The following is a 20029-nucleotide window of genomic DNA, read 5'->3' on the forward strand; positions in this document are numbered from 1 at the left end:
CGCCCTCATACTGAGGCAGCGGGAACCGCACCGCCTAGAATCGGTGTGGTGACCCCGGTTCCTGCTGTCTCCATCGTGATGCCGGTATTCGACGACGAGCTGACGCTCGCAGCGTCGATCGAGAGTGCGCTGGCGCAGACCCTTCCCGACATCGAGATCATCTGCGTCGATGACGCGTCGACCGACGGAACCGCCGCCGTCGTCGAGCGGTTCGCCGCGCGCGATCCGCGCGTGCGTCTGATCCGACAGGAACGAAACCTCTCGGCCTTCCAAGCACGTCGCGTCGGGATCCTTGCCGCCGCGGCCCAGTACGTGCTGTTCCTGGATGGCGATGACGAGCTGGTACCGAATGCTGCGCAGCGGGCGGTGGAGGTCGCGCGCGAGAGCGACGCGGACTTGGTCGGCTTCGGGGTGACGATCATCGACAAGAACGGCCACACGGGTGGGTCGTATGAGCGCCGCCTCCAGCCACGACATGAGCGACTCGACGGGTCGGTTGCCGTCCTCGAGGGACTCTTCCCGATGGGGAAGCCTGCACAGGGGCAGCTCTGGCGCTTTCTCTTCCGCACGAGCGTGCTGCGCGACGCGTATGCGGAGCTCCCCGACGACCTCGTGCTGCCCCGCGTCAACGATCTGCCGCTGATGTTCCTGGTCGCGGCACTCGTGACTCGCTATGTGTCGATAGAGGAGAAGCTGTACCGCTATCACTTCGGTCGCGGAGGCAGCGGCCAGGTGGTGGACAGCATCGAGCGTGCCGAGTTCTACGTCTCGGCGATCCGCTCGATCGACAGCATCCGCTCCGCCGTTGAGACGCTCGCCGCGAACCACACGGATCCGCAGGCGCTGTCCGATGCGTACGAGTCGGCGCGACTGTCGATCGTCGGTTATGTGACGTCGCAGCTCATCGATCGCAGCGACAGCACGGTGCTGGACGCTGCGCTGGCTCACCTGCATGAGGTGGCGTCCGCGCACGACATCATCCAGGGCGCGGCGCGCTTCTACCCGCGCGTTCTCACCGTGCTGAAGTTCCACACTCCCTGGCAGCCGATCGGCGATCGTCCCGTGCGCAGTGTGCTGCTGGCGACGTCCACCTTGCGCACCGGCGGTGTGTCGGCGGTTCTCGCCTCGCAGGCCCACTACCTGCGCGAAGCCGGATATCGCGTGACGGTGGTGGCTCGCAGCAAGGGTAGCGACCCGCAGGCTGTTCCGCCGGGAGTCGAGTTCGTCGAGCTCCAGTCCCGTGAACTCGTGGACCGCATGCAGGAGTGGGCGGAAATCTGTCGCGAGCACGAGATCGACGTGGTGATCGATCACCAGGTGCTCTATACAAGGTACTGGCCCGAGTTCGCGCTGATGGCGCGGTCGGAGGGGGCGGCGACCGTGGGGTGGCTGCACAACTTCGTGGGCCGCCCGATCTACGACGGCAACGATCGACTCTCACTGATCGAGCAGTGCAGCAATACGCTCGCGCAGCTCATCACGCTCTCTCCGCTGGATGTGGCGTACTTCAAGCTGCGGGGCGTAGAGCACGCCGCTTTCGTGCCGAACCCGCCATCGCCGATGCTGCAGGCCTCGGTCGCGCAACACGTGACGAAGGTTCCGCCGGCCGGGCACATCGAGCTGGTGTGGTGGGGTCGGTTGGAGCAGCGCACCAAGCAGGTGACCGAACTCATCGAGATCGGCGTGCAGCTGCGCAAGCTGTCAGTGGACTTCCGACTCACGGTCATCGGACCCGACTGGGACACCCTCACCGCGAAGAAGTTCAACGCGGAGGCACGCCGGCGTCGTGTCGGCGATCAGGTGGTGGCGATCGGCCCGCGCCACGGTGACGAGTTGATCGCCGCGATCGACGCAGCCGACGCATTCGTCTCCACGAGCATCATCGAGGGCTACCAGCTCACCATCGCCGAGGCGCAGGCGCGTGGCCTGCCGGTGTTCATGTACGAGCTGCCCTGGCTGACGCTGGTGCAGGACAACGACGGCGTGGTGGCGGTGGCGCAGGGCGATGCGGGTGGACTGGCACGACAGATCAGCGAGGTCCTCGGCGATCCCGCTCGCTATCGGGAGCTGTCTGACGCATCAGTGAACGCTGCAGCGCGCGCTCTCGACTACGACTTCGCTGCGCTCTACACCGGCGTGGTGGAGGGGACGCTGCCCGCCGAGTTCTCTCCCGCTCCGACGATCGAGGATGCCCAGCATCTCCTCGGGTTCATGGTGTTCTTCGCCGAGCGCGCTCCGCGTCGCGGCCGGGAGGAGACGACGCGGGGGGCGGTGGATCAGTCCTCACTCGGTGTGCGCATGTGGCAATCGGCGGCGCCTCTCGGACGGGCGACGCTCGCGCGAGTTCCCGGCCTTCGGCCCCTCGCGCATCGCGCGAAGGGCTGGCTGCGGGCGCGCTGACTCGCCACCACGCCGCCGTCGACGCGTGCGAAAACGTCCATTCGTTGAAATCGGTCGTTCTCACGCTTTCAGTAGACACTCAGGAAACGCTATGGTCCTCGTAGCGGCGCGTCCCGAGTCGCTGTTCCTCGACCCTGCGGCATGTCCGCGGAATGGCTGAGCAATGCGACCCGAGAGCGCCCGGTCCCGTTCGAAATCTCTTCGCCTGGCAGCAGTCGCCGCCGTTGCGGCGATGGCGAGCTCACTGTTCATCTCCACCCCGGCGAACGCCGCACCAAGCTTGCCGCAGCTGAATGCCGTCGCGCCGGTAGACGTGCCAGCCGCGCCGATGGTGGTGGACGTCGCCGGCGACGGGCTGTCGGTGATGGCATCATGGCTGCCCGCGGATCCTGCGGCAGCGGTCACGTCCTACGATGTGACCGCATCACCAGCCTCGGACGGCATTCCCGACATCTGTCCGTCACCGGCTCCCGTGGTGCTATCGGTGGACGGGAGCGCGACGGCCGCCTTCATCACCGGGCTGTGCCCGCAGGTGGCCTACACCGTGACGATGACGGCGACCAACGAAGTGGGAACGTCCGACCTCTCCAACGTCTCTGACGCTGTCGTGCCGCTGCCTGCCCAGGCGCCGCGGGAGCCGGTGTTCACCGGGAGCATCGGTCGCGACGGGGAAGTGACCGTGTCGTGGGCCGCACCCGCTTTCGATGGCGGCTCGCCCGTCACCGGCTACACGGTGGTCGCTCGCGCTGCCGATGGAACGGAGGCGGCGATGGCGGCGCCGGGTCCGACCGAGACGAACGCCGTTCTGAGCGGTCTGCAGAGCGGCACCGAGTACAGCATCGAGCTTGCCGCGGTGAACGCGGCTGGGGCCTCACCTGCCGCGGTGACAGCGGCTACGCCGTCCGCCGACTACGTCCCTGGTGCACCGCGTGGGCTTACTGTGCTGCCTGACGCTGCCGGCGCGATTGACGTGTCGTGGAACGAGCCGGCCGATGATGGGGGAAGCTCGATCACTGGCTACACCGTCAGTTGGCAACGCGCAGAGACAGATGCCGACGGTGCCTGGGTCGCCGTCGACGGGGCAATCCTGCACTCGATGAACGTGGGCTCCGCCGCGGGCACCGCGCAGGCGACGGACTTCGAAGACGCGGCGGCGTCGTACCTGTTCACCGTCGTCGCGACGAATGCGGTGGGTGCTGGTGAGGGAGCGGTGAGCAGTTCCGGCGCGAGCCCGACCGTTGACATCAAGGCCGATGTGGTCGTCATGGATGAGGCCACGATGGCAGCGGTCGTCGCTGCGAGCGACGAAGGTCTCGCCTGGTCCGACCCGGCGCCAGCGGCAGTGACAGCTCTGAGCGTGGGCAACGTGATCGTGGGGGCTGCGAGCGACGTGTTCCCGGGTGGCGTGCTGCGACACATCGATGCGATCGCGCACCAAGACAACCGAGTCATTCTCACGACCACCGAAGCCGCGCTCGACGACGTGTTCGGGTCGATGTCGCTGTCGGCTGATCTGGACACCGCAGACTCGAACGGAGGTGCTGCCGGAGGCCAAGCGCTTCGCGGATCGGTGACTGAAATGGTGCCGGGGACAGACGGTGTGCAGGAGATGCGTGTCGAGGAGTCACGACTGGGTGTCGGCGTTACAGCCTCGCTGCGACACGCGATCGGCATTGAGAAGAAGGTGGGACCCGCGTACTTCAAGGGTCAGATCGCTGTGGGAGCCAGCATCTCCGTGGAGCTCGGAGTCTCCCCGGGTGCCGTGTCTGTCGAAGCGTCGGCGGCCGTCCAGGCTGATATCACGGGTGAGGTTGGACTGAAAGGTTCCGCCGAGTGGGAGATCGGTGAGATCAAGGGGGTGACGTCGACCTTCTTCATCGGCGTCGTCCCCGTGGTGGTGCAACCCAAGCTCCCGGTGTTCCTCACGATGAGCGGTCAGATCGTCGCGCGAATGAGCGCGTCGGCGAAGCTCGGAGGATCGATCACTTGGAGCTCGGACCGTGCGGGAGAGCTCCGTGGTAAGAACCTCTCCACGCCGCCGAAGGCCACGATGACGCCGATCGGAGGTGTCTCGCTCAGCGGAAAGGGCAGCATCGGCCTGAAAGCCTCGCCCGTCGCGGCCCTCTACACGCTGACGGGACCGTCGCTCATCGTCGAAGCACGCGTCGCGGGCGAGCTCAACCTCACCCCTCAACCCGGAGAGAAGTACTTCGAGGTGGCACTCGAGGTGGAGGTCAGCGCTGGCCTGGTGTTCAAGGCGTTCGGTCAGTACATCGAGCTGTCGAGCACCATTTTCGAGACCAGCTGGTCGGTCTTCTTCATCGACAGTCCGCCGACGGCGACCTACGCTCTGACCGCACCTCAACCGGAGGTCGGTGTCGGCGGATCAATCCCGTTCACCGCGAAACGTTCAGATGGGGTCGATACGACGAAGACCTGGACGGTGCAGAACGGTGTTGCGGGCGACAGTGTCAGCTCCACGGGTGTGTTCACTCCGGCAGCGCCAGCGGGACGCACCGTGACCATCGTCGCAGGCGACGCCACGGGCGCCTCTGGCTCGATGAGCATCCGCGTGGGGACCTTGTTCACCGCACCGCGCAACCTGCGGGTGAGCTCTGACATGAGCGCGCTCGCCTTGAACATCTCCTGGCAGGAGCCGAAGGTCACCGGAGACGCACCGCTCTATCAGTACGTGGTGCAGACCTCGCCCTCGACGGGCACGCACGTGCTCGACGCGGGGACCACCTCTCTGTCGATCACAGAGTTCGCGCCGGAGCGCCCTCTCACGCCGGGCGCGTATTCGGTCACGGTGTACGCCGCGAACCGGATCGGGAAGGTGTCTCCGTCGGCCACGACGAAGGTCGACCTGCGTCCGCTGTGCACGGTCTCCTTCACCGGTGAATATGGCGGTTCCTGGGGTGATGCCGCCAACTGGGACAAGGGGCGTCTCCCGGGCAGTGGCGACTGGGTCTGCAGTTCGTCAGCAGTGACCCTGCCCGCCGGGGTGACGGCGAAGGTCTCCGGTCTGAGCATGAGCAGCTTGACTCTGGACGGCCGACTCGACGTGTCGACCTACTTCGCGATGTCGGGGGAGATGGTGGGGAGCGGAAGGTTCGAGGCCGGGACGACCGTCACGTGGGAACTGTCGGGCAACGTCGCCATCGATGTCGTGAACCGAGGCACGCTTTCAGCGCCCGGCTGGCTCACGCTGTCCGATGCGACCCTGACGAACTACGGCACGATGAATGTGGCGGGGGATGCGCGCATCACGGGAACCAGCGAGCCGGACGTGCCCACAGTGATCAACAAGTCTGGCGCGCGTCTGCGGGTCGCCTCGGATGAGAATGGAACGCCGTCCATCTCCTCAACGGTGCTGAACGAAGGACGCCTCGAATCCGTTTCCGGCCGGTTCAGCACCGTGATGAACAACGGAGTACTGGTCGCCCAGGCCGACGCCGAGGAGACTGAGGGATCTGCCATCGAGCAGCTCGATGCGGGGAGCGGGTCCCTGTCGGGTCCGGGCACGCTCATCATCGACAGACTGACTGTCCCTGCCGCGGGGAAGACTCTGCCTGCCCGCGGGGGCGCACTGTATGAGCTGCGCGAGGTGACGGGAGGAACGCTCACCCTGGCAACCGGAACCAATACGCACTGGCAGTGGTGGACCTGGTACGACAACACCTTGGCGGCGGACATCGTGAATCGTGGATCGATGACGGTCTCGGACTCCTGGCGCTTTGAGGCGTCGACAATCACGAACTTCGGAACGCTGACCCTGGAGGGTCACGGCTTCGTCGGCGGCACCGAATCCTCCGCGCTCATCAACGAGGCCGGAGGCCGTTTGGTCGTGCTGGAGTCCGCAGAGCACGGCCGTTCGAGCGTGTCCATCCCCGTCATTAACCGAGGAACCGTGGAATCCACATCTGGATGGTTCGACGACTTCACGAATGAAGGGACGCTGGTCGTTCACCCGGGAAGCACGAACACCGAGATCGTGACTCTCAGACTTGCATCGGGGGACATCTCAGGCTCCGGCGATCTCTACGTTTTCGATCTTGTCGTTCCCGCTGCGGGACGATCGCTTCCCGCCCGAGGCGGAGCCCGCTCGACCTTGAGCGGTGTCAGCGGTGGTGAGCTCACCCTTCCCTCGGGTTCCCTGACGTCTTGGGTGGAAGGCAGGCTGTCGACAGACATCGTCAACCATGGCCGCATGGAGGTATCGGGACGCGTCGACATCACCACTCCCTCCGATGAGCCCCAGCGAATCCGAAACGAAGCTAGCGGGAGGCTCGTGGTGTCCGCGACCACGGATGGTGGCGTTCCGTACATCAACGTTCCCGTCCTCAACCGCGGGACAGTGGAAGCAGCTTCAGCGCATTTCACGGCTGCCTTCACGAACACGGGAACCGTGATCGTGAATCCTGCGGCCGTCGACTATTCGGACACGTCTTTCGACAGGCTGGACGCATCTTCCGGGACCATCTCGGGCTCAGGGATGCTGGAGATCTGGCGATTGATCGTTCCTGCATCCGGCGCGACTCTGCCTGCACGGGGCGGTGCCCCCTACGGAGTGGGACAGACGGAGGGCGGCACCCTCACGCTTGCTTCGGGCGCTGTCACACGGTGGTGGGGCAGCTCGATCGCGGGAGATGTTGTCAATCGCGGCACGATGACGGTGGAGTACGACACGAATCTGGCCAATGCGGTGGTCACGAACTTCGGCGTCATGACTGTGCAACCAGGTGCGTGGATTCGCGGTGACGACGGGAGTCGGCGCAAAATCGTCAACGAGACCGGCGCGCTGCTGAACATGGCTGCGCTCAGTTTGGGAGACCGTCCCTTCCTTGCGGTCCCGGTGATCAATCGCGGCACGATCGACGCCGCATCCGCGACGTTCTACGAGACCGTGACGAACAACGGCGTGATCCAGGTGCAGCCGGCCGTGGCTGATGCGGGTGAGACCAACTTTGCTGTGCTCGAGCTCGGTTCGGGGAGCATCGCCGGGCCAGGAGCCATGGCGATCACTCGAACTGTGGTGCCGGCGGCGGGAAAGACGCTGGCTGCGCGGAGCGGTGCCGAATACGTGTTGGGGACCGTCCAGGGTGGAACCTTGACGCTCCCGGCCGGCTCGGTGTCGACCTGGTACTCCACGTCATTGTCGGCAGATCTCATCAATCGCGGCAACATGGCGGTGCACTGGTATCTCCACCTCCACGATGCGGTGCTGACCAACTACGGGACGTTGTCAGCGGCCGGGGAGTTCTCCGCGACTGCATCTGGCGAACGCTCGGTCCTCATCAATGAGGGAGCTGGCCGAGTGTCGGCCACGCGAAACCCCGATGGCTACGTGCCCTCCTTTGATATCCCCATCATCAATCGGGGCACGGTCGAATCGGCATCGGCCGCTTTCCACCGTGCATTCGCCAACAACGGGACGCTGGTGCTCAAGCCCGATGTCGCATCCGAAGGTTCGTCCTTCGCAGATCTGTCCCTGCTGAGTTCGTCGACGCTGCGTATGACCGTACGCGGAAGCGCTCCGAAGCTGACTCCTGCGGGGACGATCATGGCCGGGTCGGTCGTGGCTGCGGGCGGAACCCTTGATCTGGTCGGAGCCTCTGGGGTGTCCGCTCCCACCGGGGCAACCGCTCGGATGCTCGAATCGGTGACAGGTTCCTTCGCACGAGTCACCTCCGCCATTCCGGGATCGTGGCGTCAGCTCGTTGAGGGTGGCAGCATCCTCGTGAGCAACGGGGACCCGCGGGTGGCCTCCGTTCAGGCACCATCGACCGGATCCCAGGCACCGCGGGTCGGGGTTCGGCTCACCGCCGGAGCCGGTACGTGGACCGCGTCCGACGCGGCGCTGACGTTCCAGTGGCTGCGCAACGGTGCCGCCATCACGGGGGCGACGGCTAAGACCTACACGCCGGTGGCAGCGGACCTCGCTGCGGCGTTGTCCGTGCGCGTGACCGCCAGCAGGGCGGGGTGGCTTGCGGGAATCGCGGTGTCTGCCGCGGCAACCGTCGGGGCCGGGACGATCCCGGCGGCACCGGTACCGACCATCTCCGGAACGCCCGCGGTGGGGAAGACCCTCACCGCGGTGTCCGGCTCGTGGACCTCCGGCACCAAGCTGACGTATCAGTGGAAGCGCAACGGCATCAATGTGTCCGGGGCCACGGCCGCCACCTACAGACTCGCGGCCGCCGACAAGGGAGCCAAGCTCACGGTGACGGTGACCGGGGCGCTCGCGGGATACACCAGCGCGTCACGTCTGTCCGCCTCGACCGCTGCGGTGGCTGCGGGTACCCTCACCATCGGGACACCGACGATCTCCGGAAAGGTCGCCGTCGGTCAGCGACTGTCGGCAGCACCGGGTACGTGGACCGCGGGTGCGTCGTTCACCTATCAGTGGCTTCGCGATGGCATTGCGATCACGGGAGCCACGGGCTCCGCCTACAACGTCGCTGTTGCCGACCTGGGGAAGAAGATCTCTGTGAAGGTGACCGGATCGCTGTCGGGGTACACGACCGCCTCGAAGACGTCGGCTGTGACTGTCGCGGTAGTGAGAGGGACGTTGACGGCACCTGTGCCGACGATTGTCGGCACGGCGAAGGTCGGTGTGAAGCTCACCGCCACGGCGGGTTCGTGGACGTCGGGGACGAAGCTGACGTATCAGTGGTTGCGTGATGGGGTGGCGATCTCAGGTGCGACGGCGTCGACGTACACCGCAGTGGCGGCAGATGCCGGAAAGAAGATCTCGGTGAAGGTGACCGGCTCGCTGGCCGGGTACACGACGGTCTCGAAGACGTCAGCGGCGACGGCCTCGGTGGCACTGGGAACGTTGACCGCGCCCGCGCCGACGATCACGGGGACGGTAAAGGTGGGAAGCCTGCTCAGCCTGCGGGCCGGGACCTGGACGCCGTCGCCGGTGACACTGAAGTACCAGTGGTACCGCGATGGCACCGCGATCACGGGCGCGACGGCAACGACCTACAAACTCACGACCGCGGACGCCGGGAGGAAGCTCACGGTTCGCGTCACCGGGACGAAGTCCGGGTACGGCACCGTCGTGAAGACGAGTGCCGCCACGGGGAGTGTGATCCGCTAACGTCGCCAATGTCGCACGCCAGGCGAAACCTGATCCCGCAACAGGTGACGGCGAACGTCACGAACTCGCTTGACCTGTTAGAGAGGTCCACCTCCGGTGAGCGGCCCGATGGTCCTCCTCAGCGCATGCTGTTCGGAATGCTCACGACGAGAGGCTTCAGCGCAGGATTCTTCGGCATGTAAGGCCACAGGGTGGCCATGATCGGGATATTCATTGAGGACGACGTTAGGCGTGTTCCAACAAAGAAGGGCCTCATGAAGATCGGGTTGTTTGCCGCTCGGGATCACGTTTGCTCCTCCGGCATTGTAGGGAGCGCGTTACCCGCGGCGCTCTCTCTACTCCGGCCATGGAGGGTGCCCAGCGCGACCTCAGGCTTCGCCGTAACGTTGGCGCTGCTTCCCGGATCTCGGCCCGTTGGCGCTTCGCGCGCAGTAGTGACCACAGGCGCGCTGGCGTCGAGTGCTCCGCTACTGTGGCAGGTGTGACCACACGTGTAATCCAGCAGACCGTGAACGACGCGTTGCGGGCCCTTTTCAGTCGAAACGACGCCCACGTCCAGTGGGACAAGCAGTTCGATCGCTGGGGAGGGAAGATCTCGTACAGCGACAACGTCCGGATCGAACCGCACACATTGCAGTCGCGCACGTCTGGAAATCTCTGTGCGATCGGAGCGTTCTCGTACATCCAGTCACCGCTGCCAACTGATACGTCCATTGGCCGTTACAGCAGCATTGCGTGGGCCGTGACCACCATGGCTGAAGGCCATCCCGTCGAGCACTTCAGTACGTCGCCGGTGTTCTACAAGCCTGCCCGGTACCCATTTGCTGCGGATCCCTCTGACCTCGAGCAGTCAGGGTTTGTCAAGCAGGGCTGGAACTTTGCTGATCGACGCAAACCGATTGTGATTGGTAACGATGTCTGGATTGGCAAAGACGTTGTTCTGCGTGATGGCATTGTGATCGGTGACGGTGCGGTGATCGCGCAGGGTGCACTCGTCACAAAGGACGTGCCTCCGTACGCAGTTGTTGGTGGTGTTCCAGCGAAGGTGATCAAGTATCGCTTCCCCGAACAAACGGTGGAGCGACTCCTTCGGTCGCGGTGGTGGGAGTATGCCTACACAGACTTTGACGGCATCGAGACAAACGATGAGCCAGAGCGCTTCCTCGACAAGCTCGACGAACTTGTCCGGACCGGAAGAATCCAGAAGTACGTTCCGCGCGCGATCGAGTTTCAGGACATTCAGGCGACCTTTGAAGAGCGGGCGCCACTTCTGAACTGGAACACGATTGACGCCGCCTCCACAGGCGTACCAGCCGCAGCGGCTGGGGACCGTGCGATTCCACAAGGAACGACTACTGGGAAACTGCAGAGCCGGGCGTTCACCGACGCGGTTGCTTACCCGACGACTCGGGTAGATGAGCAGCCTGGCAAGCTCCTCATGGGCGTGTTCGATAACGAAGGCAAGTACATCCCCGGGTCTGCGATCGATCGCACTCGCGGGGAGACCGGCGCTCCTGTAAACCCCGCGTTGTATGGTCCGCCCGTGGAGGCTGACTATCCTGAGGCAATCTTCGCCGGGGTTCTCTACAACCACTTCGGCCACTTCATCGTGGAGTCGCTGGCGCGCGCGTGGTACTTCGCAGCACACCCTGACGCGCCCATTGTGTGGGTTGGCGGCTGGGATTCGAAGGCACCGAACGATGCTCCGGCCAGCCAGTCGAAGTTGCTTCGGTGGCAGGAAGAGATGCTGGACGCGCTTGGAATCCACAATCCGCGCATCGTCATTAAGTACCCCACCCGGGTCCGTACGTTGCACCTCCCCGATGTGGGGTTCCGCTACTCCGACGTGATCGTTCAGCAGCACGCGGACTATCTGGCGCGCTATCACGGGCCCGCGCAGAACGACGGCGAGCACTTGTGGCTCTCACGGAGCCGAATCGGCACGGATGTGCGCGACCTCAGCGCGGTAGCGCTTGAGCGCCGTCTCGCATCCGCCGGATGGAAAGTTGCGTTCCCTGAACAACTCAGCATTCGAGAGCAGCTTGACGCACTCGCCCAGGCCGAGGTCATCGCAGGTGAGGAGGGTTCCGCCTTCCATTTGCTTTTGCTGCTCGACGACGTCTCTAACAAGCAGTTCCAGATGTTCCGCCGTCATGGCCCGGAGCACGAGAACATGCACACGATTGGTAATGCGCGGAGCGTCAACCAGACATTCCACACGCTTGAGAAGGAGAAGGTGCTAGCGTTCAAAGGCCGTGAAGTCTCCAAAATCAATCCGAATGCAGGTGAAGCACTGGATGTGCTTCATGTCCCCGTGATGCCCCTGCCCGTTCGAACCGCGCTGACCGAGGCGCAGGTCGCGGTCGTTACCGCCGTGCAGCAGGTTCATGCCGAGCGAGTGCTTACTGTGGGCCAACCAGACCCCATCGAGTTGCGTTCACTTTCTGGCGCTATGCGTGTCGCGGTGAGCTCAGCGCATGAAGGCGATCCGCGGGCGTACGCTGCCGAAGGGATCAGCGTGTTTGATCTGGAACTGGAGGCGTATGCGTCTCACTTTGCACCCGAGAAGGAGCGGTTCGACGCAATCATCCTGTACGCCGACGACTGGCGTGAGCTGAAGAGCGCTTTCGACGAGACCGTTCCGTTGGCGCAGGCAAGCGCCATGTGGGTCCTGGTGAGCGATGCGGTGGCGGCTCAGCGAGCAGCGGTTGCTATTGCGATGTCATCATCCCGCTACCTCGTCGGCGAGACGAAGAACGCGGGCGTCATTACGATCCGCACGCGCGGAGATCTTTCGGAGTCCGGTGACGGAGCAGATGCCTTGAGCGACGCAGCTGTTGTTCAGGCCTTCTCCGCTCTCCGGAGAGAACTGAACTAACCGGAACGGCGGAGACGGCCTGGGTGATATTTTGCTGAAGCAAACAGCGCCCAGGCCGTCTGTGCCCGTCGGATCCTGCCGGAGGGTGCCTCCACCCAGAAGGCACCGTCTTGGCGATACAAAGGTTCAGTTGGTTCCCGCATCGGCAGACGGCGAACTGGTGTCAGTCGGCTCCGGTGTGGGCGGTGTAGTGGGCGTGGGTGTGGGGGTGGGAGTCGTTCCGGGGTCGGTGCCCGGATCAGTTCCTGGGTCGGTGCCCGGATCAGTTCCGGGGTCGGTGCCCGGATCAGTTCCGGGGTCGGTTCCTGGATCAGTTCCTGGGTCGGTGCCAGTTCCTGGGTCCGGTTGTTGAACAGGCTCAGTGGGCTGATCGTCGGGAACCGTTGGCTGTTCCTCCGGCACAGTTTCCTCTTCTTGAGGTGCCAGCTCGCGAGCGATCGTGATCGCAGAACTCACCTGCTGACCCGTGGCGTTTTCCGCGACGAGCGTGTAGACCTGGGACTCAGCAGCGCACGTGAAGGGCACCGCTTGTGTCGGCGATGAGGGCGGCAGATCAGCCAAAATCGGAGTTCCGGTGGGGTTTCCATCTGACGGTGGACCGACGAGCGTGATGCGCGACGCTCCGCTCACGTCCCAGCCCAGCTGGGCCTCCGCGGCGCTGTCCACGCTCTCGCAGTAGACGGTGGTCGTGGCCGTTGTGAAGTTGGCAATCACGGGCAGCACGGGCGTCGGAGCCGGGGTGGGAGTAGGCGTCGAATACGGCGAACCAGAGACGACAGCGCGGAGCTCTGTGAGTTCCGTTCGATCGGCCTGATTCGCGACAAGCGCTACGGCGGCTCCAGCACCTACCGCGACAACGGCGGTGGCACCCGTGATTGCCAGCGTCATGACCGTGCGACGCTTCTTCTGCCGAGTGTTCGCAAGGTAACGTTCGCGACGTGCCTTGTCGCGCGCGCTTTCTCTCCCGGGCGGAACAGGGACTGGCTTCGTGGAAGTGGAGACACCGGCAGCGGGCGCAACGGTGGTTGCCGGAGCCTGCTTGGGCTTTGATGCGGCACCGACGGCAACGCTCGTAGGATCCTTCGTCCATCTCGTGTACTCGTCGACGACATCTTTTGCGTCGCCGTCAGCGCGCAGCTCCCCCTTGTGGATCCACAGGGCACGCTCACACGTGTCCTTCAAGGAGCCTGCCGAGTGGCTGACGATCATCACGAGCCCGGCGGCATCGCGGAGTTCACGAATGCGCTCTTCGCTCTTCAGCCGGAAGCGACGATCTCCCACGGCGAGTGCTTCGTCGAGAAGCAGGATCGAGTGCGGCCGCGAAGATGCGATGGCGAAGCGCAGACGTGCGCCCATACCGGAGGAGTACGTCCGCATGGGGTGGCTGATGAACTCGTTGAGTTCGGCGAAGTCCGCGATCTCATCCACCTGCGAGGCCGCTTCCTCCGCGGTGAAGCCCATCGCGAGGAGGCCGAGCTTGATGTTGTTCTCACCAGACAGCTCGGGCATCAGCGCGGCATTCACACCCAGCAGAACCGGACGGTCCGCTGCCCAGACGCGGCCTTCGGACGTCGGGAGGAGGCCGCTCAAAGCGCGGAACAGCGTCGACTTTCCGGAGCCGTTGTGCCCAACAACACCGATCGACTCGCCTTCCGAGGCGGTGAAGCTCACCCCTCGAAGCGCGTGCACCTCGTTAATGCCCCCACCACGCTGGCCGAGGATCTTGCTGCGCGCACCAACCGGCTTGCCCGAGGCATACACCCGGTAGGTGACGTGAGCGTCGTCAGCGATGATCATCGAACGCCGCGACTCATTCGCAGGATCCGCAGGAAGTAGGAGCTGCGTATCAGTCACTGAGACCGTACCTCGCCTCGGCGCGCCAGAAGAAGATCGTGCCGGTGACAAGTGTCACCACTGCCCAGATTGGCGCGGCGATCCACACCAGTGCGGGAGCGGTGAAGGTTCCCAGCAGGACCGATCGCACGAGCGACACAAACTCATAGGTGGGCAGCAGCTGGACTGCCGTCAACAGCGTCGGGTAGTTGGCAAGCGCACCGTCGACGCTGAAAAAGATGCCCGTGACGTAGAACAGCACGCGGTTGATGATCGGGATGACCTGCTGAACGTCGCGCGCATGGGTCGAAAGTCGCGCGACGATCAATGCCACTCCGAGGTTGAACACTCCCATCACCAGGAGGATCGGAACGACGAGCAGCCAAGTCCACGTGACTGGCTCGCCGAGGACGAGCATCAGGATATACAGCAGGACGATGATCGGGACCATCTTCAACGCCTGCTCGATCACCACGGAGATGGGAAGCAGGATGCGGGGGAATCCCAGGCTCTGCACCAGCTTGGAGTTTGCAGTGATTGCCTTTGACCCTGCTCCGAAGCAGCCGGTAAAGAACTCAAAGACGAAGACGCCGATGATCAGGAACGGGAGAAAGCTGTCAGGCCTGGAGCCACCAGACAGGACGAAGTGGAAGATCGTGCCGTAGATCAGCACCATGGACAGCGGCTTCAACACCAGCCAGAGCACACCGAGGCGGTTCTGCATCAGGTCCGAGACAAGCCGGTACGAAGCCAGCTGGAAGCCAAATGCCCGCCGCCGCCATGCCTCCGCGAGGTAACGGCCCAACGGTGGGCGCTGGCCCACCTGAAAGAGCCCGTTGGGGACCGCGGCGGTTGTGTCAACCACAGGTTCTCCTTCCGTACGCTCGCAATACGGCCGAGCAGGCCTCAAACGATACTAACTCTGCGTCCACGGGGCCCCCTGATAGCGAGCGGCATAGACGGGCTGCCACCACGACGCGACTGTCCGCTGCTATCCCAGGAAGCTTGAGGTGAGTTCCTTGCGTCGGACGCCGTACTCCGCGCGCAATGGCGCCGGAATGCGGTCTTCGGCCCATTCCAGGAGGTGCAACGCGAACTTCTGCCACTCGGCGCGGACGTTTACGTATCCGTCCAGGACGGAGATGCGCTCGTGCGTGCTGCGCAGCGCCTCGAGCACCGCCATGCGGCGGCCGTCGTTGATGTTCGTCACCTGAGCGCGCGTGGCAAAGCGGCGGTGCGCGCACACCTCGACGTCCAGGTAGCTGATGTTCTGCGCGCTGACGATGGTGTGCCAGTGGAACAGCACGTCATTGTGAACGATGGTCGCGCCGAAGAAGATGTTGGCGTCGTGCAGCAACGATGTGCGGATCACACGGTTCCACGGATAATTGACCAACTGCGCCAAGAGCGCCTGTCGCTGGTCGTTCTGAGTCAGCTCCGGGAGGATCGACCAAATCTCACGGTCATTGCCGAACATCGGCTGCGAGCGGCCCTCGTCAACGAAGTCGATTCGGTAGCTCACGAACATCAGGTCAGCGGCTTCTGCATCCGCCTGAGCGACGGCCAGCGCCAGTGCATCGGCGTCGATCACGTCATCAGCATCAAGGAAGTACGTGTAGCGGCCGGTGCAGAGAGGAATGATCGAGTTGCGCGCACGTCCGGCGCCACGATTGCCCTGCGCGAACACGTGCACGTTGGCGAAGTTCTCTTCGTACTCGCGGAGGATCGAGAGGGACTCATCCGTTGAGCCATCGTCCACGACAAGCACGTTGAAGCGCAGCCCGGGGAGCGTCAGCACAGAGTCAAGCGTCTGGCTGATCAGGTCGGCGCTGTTGAACACCGGGATAACTATGGTCAGATCGAGATCGGGGTACGCGGACTTGAACGTGGCGAGGCGCGACCGGACGAGCGGGGGCACTGGTGCGGTGGGAGCAGCAATCATCGCGCGCTCGTACAGATCACCGAGCCCACGTCGGATGAGCTCCGCAGCGACGGGCTGGGTCTGTGCCTTTACCGTCCAGTTTCCGCGGTCGAGGTACGTGAAGAACGCCTCGAAGAGGACGTCTCGACGTTCATCCGTGCTCTCCGAGATGAAGTTCAGAATTGTGTTGGCGTGCGAGACGAAGGCACCGAGCTTGTAGGCGTGGGCACCCATCGTCTGGCCTTCGCGCTCCTGGCGGTGATAGCTGATGACCTCGTTGCACGCGACCACACGCTGTGCACGAGAGAGCACGAACCAGTGCAGGGGGTTGTCCTCGTAGAAGTAGTCGCCCTCGGGGTAGAGGATGCCATTCGCCTGCATGAAGTCACGTCGATACAGCTTCCGCCACGGCACGGGAGAGAGGCGGAATAGGTCCGGGTGGGTGAACGCCGAGATCGGCGTGTCGAGCGGGAACTCATTCCACGCCGCGTGATCGTATGCGCGCTCACCTTCCGTGGCCTTGTCCGAGAAGTTTAGGAAGTCGCCGATGACGACCTCTGCCTCGTGCTCCTCGGCAAGCGCGACCATGCGCGCAAGACCCGTCTGCGTGACATAGTCGTCGCTGTCCGCAAAGGCGATGAACTCGCCGCGCGCGGCACGAATACCGATGTTGCTCGGAACCCCTGCGCCGCCTAGCGTGTTGTGGTCTAGACCGAACACTCGGACGCGTGGGTCCTTCCGCCAGTATTTCGCGAGGATCTTCCGGCCGTTGTCGGTAGAAGCGTCATCGATAAGGATCAGCTCGAGATCAGAGAAATCCTGCTCGAGCACCGAGCTGATGGCCGTGTCCAGATACGGCTCCACGTTGTACACCGGCATGATCACGGACACGGTGGGTGTCGTCTGGATGCGAGGCACACCGTACTGGGGGTCGAAGTGCAGCCGTGCCTGCGGTGTTGCAGAAGACTCCCCGCTCGAGCGCACTGTCTTCTGCGTTGCGAGCGCGGCAAGTGCCGGAAGCTTCTGGAGGCGGCTCTCAATGGCCTTGGAGACCTTCCGCACCGCACGGACCACACGCGCCGGCTGAGGAGTTCCGACGAACAGACGCCCGCCCGCGCGGGTCTGCGGCAACCAGTTGTCGTTGCCCTCGAGCACAACGGTCTCAGCGAACGACAGCGGGTACTCGACACGTCCTAAAGGCGTACGGAAAGAACCGATGAGCTGCCAACCCGAACCGGCGAACTTCGAGAGCGGACGTCGCCACACCTTCATGCCGTCGGCGGAAGTCGCGCTCGCGAACTCCCGACGGCGCACGACGGCGTTGTCGACCTCACGGAGGGCGTACACGGCAGCGAGCGATTTCGTGTTCCCGCCGGCGACTGTGAGTTCCACCTGCTCGCCCACAACGGCTGCGCGCGCGATCTCGGCGTGTGCATGGCTGGCTATGAACGCACCTGCAGCGGGCGCATTCTCCGTCGCGACGGACCCCAAGACGTGCAGAGCACCCTTTGGGGTCTGGACCACGATTCGGTCGGGCTTATTCCAGATGACGGTCTGCGCATTCGGAGCACACGCGCGTGCGACTGAGCGACCCTCACCTGCGTCGTAGACCACGCTCACTGTCCACACGCCAGCCGGGTCAGAGCCCAATTTCGCTGTTGCCGTGACTGCGAGCGAGCCAGCAGTCTTCGGCCCAAGCTCATGCTCGTGCTCACCGTCCGAAATGCGGATCTTCTGAACAAGCGAGGGGGTGTTGGTTTCGATTGTGAGCCTGAGATCTCCACCGACCACCGACACAGCCGAAATCGTGGGGACCGGAAGGGTCGGGGGAGCGACCGCCCACTCCGGTTCGACGTCGAACCAACTCGTCACGGTCTCGATCACGTCAGGCTTCGCGATCGTGGATCCGCGAACGTCGCCGGCCGTGGCGTCTTCGATGATGACGACGCGCTGGGCGACAGTGGCCCAGCGCTGGAGCGGATGTGCTTGAGCGGCGCTCGCATGACGGACGATCACCAGATCAGCCTCGATGTCGTCTTCGGAGCCCACGCGCTCGACGATGCCGGTATCCACGAGGGCTTGGAAGTCAGGTGAGAAGAACGTCATTTTGCGGGGGCCGACAAGCGCGTCCGACTGAACTACGGCAACACGCAGCCCGGACCCGGCCGCAGCCTTCAGCTCTTCAATGACGTTGGCATGGAACCCGTTGCGTGCGTCGAACTCGCGCCCGTCAAGCACGACGATGATGTCAAATCGTTCGCGCTCGCCCCTTTGACCCGTCCAACGGCGTGGAGCGTGGAATGCTCGTTCTGGCAGCGGGAAAGGCAGATACGGGTCTTGTTCGCCAGCCTCGATGCGCTGCAGATACCGACGTGTTGCGCTCCAGTAGATGAGGCGGTCCGGGTGGTTCCAGATGTTGGTTCCGAAGTCGGCGCCCGAGAGGCTGCCCTCGTCGGCGAGCATGATCTGCAGCGGAGCGCCGGGGAGCAGGACCGGGATGTCACGCTTAGTAACCGCCTGCAGGCGCTTGCGGTACTCGGTGTCTGCGCTCTTGCGGATGGAGTCGTAGTAGCCGATGGCGTTGACGACTGCCTCTCGGCGGAACATCAGCGCCGGTTCCGCGAGGAAGAGCCTGGCTCCGCGGCGACTAACGACTGACAATTGTTCGGTCATCCGCAGAGCGTTGACGACGTTTGCGAGGCGCAGGGGATTGCGTACGAGATCGAGGGCCTGAATTTCGAGACGGCGCGGGTGTGCCCAGTCGTCCGAGTCCTGCATCGTGACGAACTCGCCCCGCGCCAGCTGGATCGCTTCGTTACGACGCACATACGTGCCGCCATTGACTTCATTGCGGACAATGCGAATGCGGGAGTCCAACGCGGCAAGCTCTGCAAGCACCTCGTTGACGTCCTCCGGCGACGCATCATCCGTGATGATCAGTTCCCAGTTCTGGTACGTCTGATCCACAATCGAGCGGACGGCGGTGAAGATCTCGATCCCTGGGTTCCAGCACGTCATGATGACGGTCACCAGCGGGCCGTTGTCCGCGGACGACTGCGGGACGGCCTTCAGCTGATGGAACGGCGGGACCCCCTCCTTGCCCGTGAGCTCCACACCCTCAAGCGCGAGCTGGCGGTAGGTCTGGTTCAGGACGCGGAACATGGCTTCGTAGGATCCGCCAAAACGCGGGTGGCGGAGCTCGACCGAAAGTGCGTGACGCAACCACAGGTCCGAGGGGACCTTGGGGAGAAGCGCCTGCGCCTCTTCGCCGAGCCCGGCCTGAAGCAGTCGCTCGACGAGAAGGGGAATCGTCTGCTTCCGGATGGCCGCGCCGCCGATCACGCGTGATGCGATCGCACGAAGCAGTTCAAGCTCCACCTCGGAGTCCAGGTTGCGCTCGTGAACGATAGTGAGGATCGTCCACAGTGTGTCGGTGGTCAGATTCGACAGAGACAGGTCTGTGGCCGAGGCAGTTGCTTCGCCATCGAGCACGGCCTCGCGGAAGGACGCCCAGTCGTGATTCCGGTTCGTCTTGCGCCCGATCAGGGCGTCAAGGGCCCAGAACGAGCGAGTGCGCGCGCCGAAGGCGACGAGATCGTCATCCTTGTAGGTCGTCGACCGCAGCACCAGATTCCGTTCGTATCGCTCGGAGTCGTTTGCGACCAGCGCGAGTGTCGGCCGACCGTAGTCCACGTTTGCCGCACCCGTGCGGTCGGTGAAGCGCGGTGCACTGGTCGGGCTGCTGTCCGTTCCAATCGACTCGCCGTTGGCCAGACGGATCAGAAGATCGTCAGTGTGCCAGGTGCCGGGCGTGGGCGTAATGGGGCGCAAAATCACATGTCGAGACTACCGGACGATCTTCAGCCGGATCACAGGGAGATTTGCGGCGCCA

6 protein-coding genes are annotated in these 20029 nt (G+C 64.0%); 3 read left to right on the forward strand and 3 right to left on the reverse strand.

Annotation, left to right across the window (positions count from 1 at the left end):
* Positions 1-48: 48 nt before the first annotated feature.
* The 3 genes from ACI3KU_RS03640 to ACI3KU_RS03650 all read left to right on the forward strand — a co-directional run bounded on the left by ACI3KU_RS03640 (position 49) and on the right by ACI3KU_RS03650 (position 12383).
* Positions 49-2400 carry a glycosyltransferase gene (locus ACI3KU_RS03640; RefSeq protein ID WP_404920930.1) on the forward strand — a complete coding sequence of 784 codons (2352 nt, stop codon included), beginning with the start codon at positions 49-51 and terminating at the stop codon, positions 2398-2400.
* Positions 2401-2632: 232 nt separating this feature from the next.
* Complete coding sequence (locus ACI3KU_RS03645; protein ID WP_404920931.1) at positions 2633-9505, forward strand: fibronectin type III domain-containing protein; 6873 nt, start codon at positions 2633-2635, stop codon at positions 9503-9505.
* Between the two features lie 481 nt (positions 9506-9986).
* A complete protein-coding gene (locus ACI3KU_RS03650; RefSeq protein ID WP_404920932.1) occupies positions 9987-12383 on the forward strand; it encodes a glycosyltransferase 61 family protein in 2397 nt (798 codons plus the stop codon).
* Positions 12384-12509: 126 nt separating this feature from the next.
* On the opposite strand, the gene ACI3KU_RS03655 is transcribed toward ACI3KU_RS03650, so the two are convergent.
* The 3 genes from ACI3KU_RS03655 to ACI3KU_RS03665 all read right to left on the reverse strand — a co-directional run bounded on the left by ACI3KU_RS03655 (position 12510) and on the right by ACI3KU_RS03665 (position 19974).
* Positions 12510-14180, reverse strand: coding sequence for an ABC transporter ATP-binding protein (locus ACI3KU_RS03655; RefSeq protein WP_404920933.1), 1671 nt, complete (start codon positions 14178-14180; stop codon positions 12510-12512).
* A gap of 49 nt (positions 14181-14229) precedes the next feature.
* Positions 14230-15081 carry an ABC transporter permease gene (locus ACI3KU_RS03660; protein WP_404920934.1) on the reverse strand — a complete coding sequence of 284 codons (852 nt, stop codon included), beginning with the start codon at positions 15079-15081 and terminating at the stop codon, positions 14230-14232.
* Positions 15082-15207: 126 nt separating this feature from the next.
* The gene (locus ACI3KU_RS03665; protein ID WP_404920935.1) at positions 15208-19974 is read right to left on the reverse strand and encodes a glycosyltransferase family 2 protein; all 4767 of its coding nucleotides are present in this window, start codon (positions 19972-19974) and stop codon (positions 15208-15210) included.
* Between the last annotated feature and the right edge of the window lie 55 nt (positions 19975-20029).

This window comes from Microbacterium sp. ZW T5_56 (assembly GCF_044987425.1).
GTDB lineage: Bacteria > Actinomycetota > Actinomycetes > Actinomycetales > Microbacteriaceae > Microbacterium.

Coding starts and splice junctions, on each gene's coding strand:
- ACI3KU_RS03655 (WP_404920933.1), bottom strand. CDS start 14,180: ATGATCATCGCTGACGACGCTCACGTCACCTACCGGGTGTATGCCTCG.
- ACI3KU_RS03645 (WP_404920931.1), top strand. CDS start 2,633: ATGGCGAGCTCACTGTTCATCTCCACCCCGGCGAACGCCGCACCAAGC.